Below are 4,414 nucleotides of genomic sequence, written 5' to 3'. Positions count from 1 at the left end.
ATAAGACATCAGCTTGCTCATAGCTTCATCCGTAATGCTCACAATTTTTTTGTGGTTTTTCATACTTCTCTCTAAAAAGAAATTCACAAGAAGACGGATATCTTCTCCCCTTTTTCTAAGAGCGGGCAGATCAATGGGAATAACATTGAGTCTGTAGTAGAGATCCTCTCTGAATTTTCCCTCTTTTACCATCTCCTCAAGATTTCTGTTGGTCGCGGCGACAAGACGGACATTTACTTTGATGGTTTTGCTTCCGCCCACACGCTCAAACTCTCTCTCTTGCAAAACACGCAGAAGTTTGACTTGTGCCGAAGCGGAAACATCTCCTATCTCATCAAGAAAAAGCGTTCCGCCGTCTGCTAGTTCAAAACGCCCTTTTCTAGTCTCTTTTGCATCTGTAAATGCGCCCTTTTCATGTCCAAAAAGCTCACTCTCTAAAAGCGTATCGGTAATAGCCGCGCAGTTTAGTTTTATAAACGGCTCGCTTGCTCTCTTGCTTCTTTTGTGGATTGCCGCGGCAACCAACTCTTTTCCTGTTCCCGTTTCACCGCGGACAAGAATTGTTACATCGCTCTGTGCAATTCTCTCAACCACCTTATAGACATTTTGCATCTCGGTTGAATCACCGATAATATCTCCGAAATTGTGGACTTTTGAGTCCCACTCCATTTTATAGTAAAGCTTTAACTCCGTAAGCCTTTGTCTCTCTTTTTCTATCACATTGTTCGAGTTGATATACTGTGCGAAAAGTGATGAGATAATGCTCAAAATGCGGACAGTCTCTTCAAAATCCATTCTTGTGGCTTTTGTAAGGTTTACGCCTATAACACCGATAACTTTATTGTCTGTGAGCATCGGTACCGCAACGTAAGAGATCGTTTCACTGTTCTTATTGCCCGATTTATTGAGAAAAAGAATATTGTTATGAATATTTTCAATAACAACCGGCTCCATACTTTTTGCCGCAAGACCGGTTGCACCCTCTCCTAGACGGTATTCGGAAATATTTTTTTGATGTCTGTTATGATTAATAGATGCGCAGATAGTGAGTAACTCTTCTTCTAGCTTATAAATAACACAGTTTTCCAACATCAAAGAGTTTTTAAGCGCTAAGAGTGATTTTTCAAGAGAGTTTTGCACATCTCTTGAATCCGATATTAGCACAGCAATATCATAAAGTACTCTTAGCTCTTTATGAGTCAAACATGTTTTACATTTATCATTCATAATAGATTCTTTTTTTATTATTATAACTCTCTTGTGAGGTTATTTTAATCATAAATATGATTATCTTTTAATCAATCTGCAATCTTTTTGCAGACCGCCTCTTTAGGCAAATCTTTCTTGCCCGGTTCAATCCACCATGTTTCACCGTTGCTAAGGTCTACCTCTCCGCCCCAGTGCTCATCGCTGCTAAACTCAATCTTTTCTATCGTCTCTTCCATATCTTTTTTTGCTATGTAGAAATATATCTCTCCATCACTCTCTCTTAACATTACTTTTGCCATTTTTATATCCTCTGTTTATTTGTAAATATTCTTTTAATAATGGAGTGAAATAAATTATCTTCATACCAGACTTTGAAATATCCTTTTTTCTGCTCATTTATCAAAATAGATTTTTTTAAACTCAAATCATCTTTTTCAAAATCATCTCTGTTGTGCGAACCCCTGCTCTCCTCTCTTTTGGATGCACTTAAAATAATTGCTTCAGCAACTTCCAGTGCATTTTTCAACTCCAAGATAGAGACAAGTTCAACATTGTTATGCCTTCCCTTGTCCATGCAATGAAGAGATACGGTCTCTTTTCTCAGGTAGTTTATATAGTCGTATGCCCTCTCAAGGCTCTCTTTGCTTCTGTGAATTCCGACCAGATTAAATAGCGTTTTACCCATACTGATACGCATGGAGTTAAAGTTTTTTGTACTCTCCATATCAAACGTCCAGTCTACCAACCTCTGATCTTTAAGGACCATGTTGTAGTCAATAGGTAAAAACTCTCTGTTTTGCGCAAATTTATGCGCGTTTTGCCCTGCAAGTTCTCCAAAAACCGCACCGTCAAGCAGAGAGTTTCCGCCAAGCCTGTTTGCACCGTGCACGCCTTGAACCGCACACTCGCCACAAGCATATAGACCTTCAATGGCGGTTTTTGTCATCTTGGCTTCAATTCCGCCCATACTGTAATGCGCCACTGGTTTTATCTCTAAGAGCTCTTTTGAGATATCTATTCCAGCCTGCATATAAGCTGCTTTATAAAGAGAGGGAAGCTTTGTTTCAATCTGCTCTAACGAGAGATGTCTCAAATCTATATAGACTTTTCTACCTGCTTCAATCTGCTTTGAGATGGCAAAACTTACAACATTTCTAGTCTCAAGCTCATTGACAAATCTCTCATTTTGGTCGTTGACAAGATATCCGCCCTCTCCTCTTGCCGCTTCGCTCACCAGATAAGTGCTTTTTGCCATACCCGTCGGATGAAACTGTACAAACTCCATATCTTTTACGTTTAGTCCTGCACGCAGAGCAATGGCTATCATATCACCAGAGTAGTCCTGCGCATTTGTACTATAGCCTCTGTAAAGCCCTGCATAGCCGCCGCCTGCTAAAATAACCGATTTTGCAGGATAGACTATAATGGATGAATCAGACCTTCTAAGGGCGACTACTCCGCTGATTCTATTCTCCAGCGTTGTTACGTTCATGATAAAAGTATTTACCATAAATTTAACACCTGCGCTCTTTGCCTTTTTTATAAGAACCTGCATAATAGCGGCACCTGTTTTATCACCGACATAACATGTTCTTTTTGAACTGCCGCCGCCAAAACTTCTCTGCGCGATCTCTCCATTCTCATTTTTGTCAAACTCAACACCATAGCTGACAAGTTTTTCTATAATGTGCGGCGCACGGTTGCACATGTAAGTAATGGCATTTTTGTTCTCTAAGCCAAAACACCCTTTAATAGTATCTTTTATATGTGATTGGATTCCTGCGGAGTCATTTGGATCAAGTACGGCGTTAATTCCGCCGCTTGCAAGTGAGCTGTTGGATCTGAAAAGGTTTCCTTTTGTGACGACGACAACCTTGTTTAAATGGGTCTTTGCCTCAATGGCAGCCATTAAACCTGCAATTCCGCCACCTACGATTACGACATCATTTATCAAAATCTACAACCTGTAAAGCAAATCATACTTTTCCCTTTTTACAGATTTTACTTTTGCAATCTCAGAGTTCTCTTTGATATGCACAGGCACTTTTGATCCAAAAAGCGAACTGATTATTCCCGGAGTCGAGCGCACAAACTGAAGTGCAAGCTGTATGTCCGTCTTTAGCGTCATCGTGTTATCGAGTATTACTCCTGTTTCCGCTTTAAAAGAGTTTTTAAAGAGATTCATCTGAAGAAGTGACGAGGAGGTGATAACTCCGATTTTAAGTCTATATGCCGCTTGAATAATCGTGCACGCTTCATTAGAGACTTTTTGTGTCATCTGTGTATAGGCTGCAGTTTTTCCCATATTAAATGGGAGTTGGATGTACTTAAATCTATGATTTTCACCACCGACTTTTTTTGCAATCTCAACAAGTCTCTCCAAACTCAAAAGCTCTTCGCGCTCAGAGGTAAAACCGCTCCAAACCGCAACACCGTAACTTTGAAAAAGTCCTTCGTCTGCGAGCTTTTCAAATCTCTTAAAAATCTTCTCTATCTGCTTATAAAACTCTTTTTCTCCGAGTTTAATCATTTGCATCTCAGGGTTGTGAAGATAGTAGATATCCAGAGCTTCAACACCTAGATTTTTCAGACTTCTTCTGCATGAGTACTCTAAAAAATCCGGGGTCATGCAGTGCTGGTCAAGTTCTATATCCTCCGCTTTTGCCAAACCCGCTTTTATAATATTATCTTCAATCCATGTGTATGGATTTTTGGGAAACGGATAATCGAGCTGAATAAATCCGCCTTTAGAACAGATGATAAGCTCTTCTCGCTTTGCTTCATCGCCCAGTTCTCTTAGAGCTTCGCCTATCTCTTTTTCACTCTCTCCATATCTGTAATTGCTTGCGGTGTCTATAAGATTGATTCCGCTTCGTATAGCCTGCTTTACGCCCTCTATATAGTGAAAAACATAGTTCTCTTCTTTATACGGCTCTTTATTAAAAGTACCGATACCCAATTTTGAGAATACTAAATTGTCATATTTATAGTAGAAATCTTTATAGTTTGAGAATCTTTTAGCAAAACTTAATGTAGCGTCTTGTGTAGCATATTTCATAATAGACTCTTATTGCCTTTTTTTCTTGCATACAAAACAATCGCGCTAAGGTAGATGAATATTGATAAAGATATAAGAATAGTTTCCATAATAATCCTTCGTATAATATATTTATCAACCAAATAGTTAAAATATGGTTGTGTGTTC

General features: G+C 39.1%; 4 protein-coding genes. All 4 read right to left on the bottom strand.

From position 1 onward, the window contains the following. A partial coding sequence (locus tag RQ763_RS09970) for a sigma 54-interacting transcriptional regulator (RefSeq protein ID WP_314152758.1) occupies positions 1-1,227 on the bottom strand: 1,227 nt, incomplete at its 3' end. A 71-nt stretch (positions 1,228-1,298) separates the two neighbouring features. Continuing rightward, positions 1,299-1,508 (bottom strand): putative nitrogen fixation protein NifT, encoded by a 210-nt coding sequence (nifT, locus tag RQ763_RS09965; RefSeq protein WP_314152756.1) that lies wholly within the window; start codon positions 1,506-1,508, stop codon positions 1,299-1,301. 2 nt (positions 1,509-1,510) lie between these two features. Then, the gene (locus tag RQ763_RS09960) at positions 1,511-3,163 is read right to left on the bottom strand and encodes an L-aspartate oxidase (protein WP_314152755.1); all 1,653 of its coding nucleotides are present in this window, start codon (positions 3,161-3,163) and stop codon (positions 1,511-1,513) included. 3 nt (positions 3,164-3,166) lie between these two features. Beyond that, positions 3,167-4,267, bottom strand: a complete 1,101-nt coding sequence (locus tag RQ763_RS09955; protein WP_314152753.1) for an aldo/keto reductase — start codon at positions 4,265-4,267, stop codon at positions 3,167-3,169. Positions 4,268-4,414: the final 147 nt, after the last annotated feature.

The organism is Sulfurimonas sp., from assembly GCF_032250635.1.
Lineage (GTDB): Bacteria > Campylobacterota > Campylobacteria > Campylobacterales > Sulfurimonadaceae > Sulfurimonas.
Note: the sequence above shows the minus strand (reverse complement) of the source record. Positions and strands in the feature narration are given on the sequence as shown.

Excerpts from the sequence above, each read along its gene's own strand:
- nifT (WP_314152756.1), bottom strand. The coding sequence starts at position 1,508 with ATGGCAAAAGTAATGTTAAGAGAGAGTGATGGAGAGATATATTTCTAC.
- RQ763_RS09955 (WP_314152753.1), bottom strand. The coding sequence starts at position 4,267 with ATGAAATATGCTACACAAGACGCTACATTAAGTTTTGCTAAAAGATTC.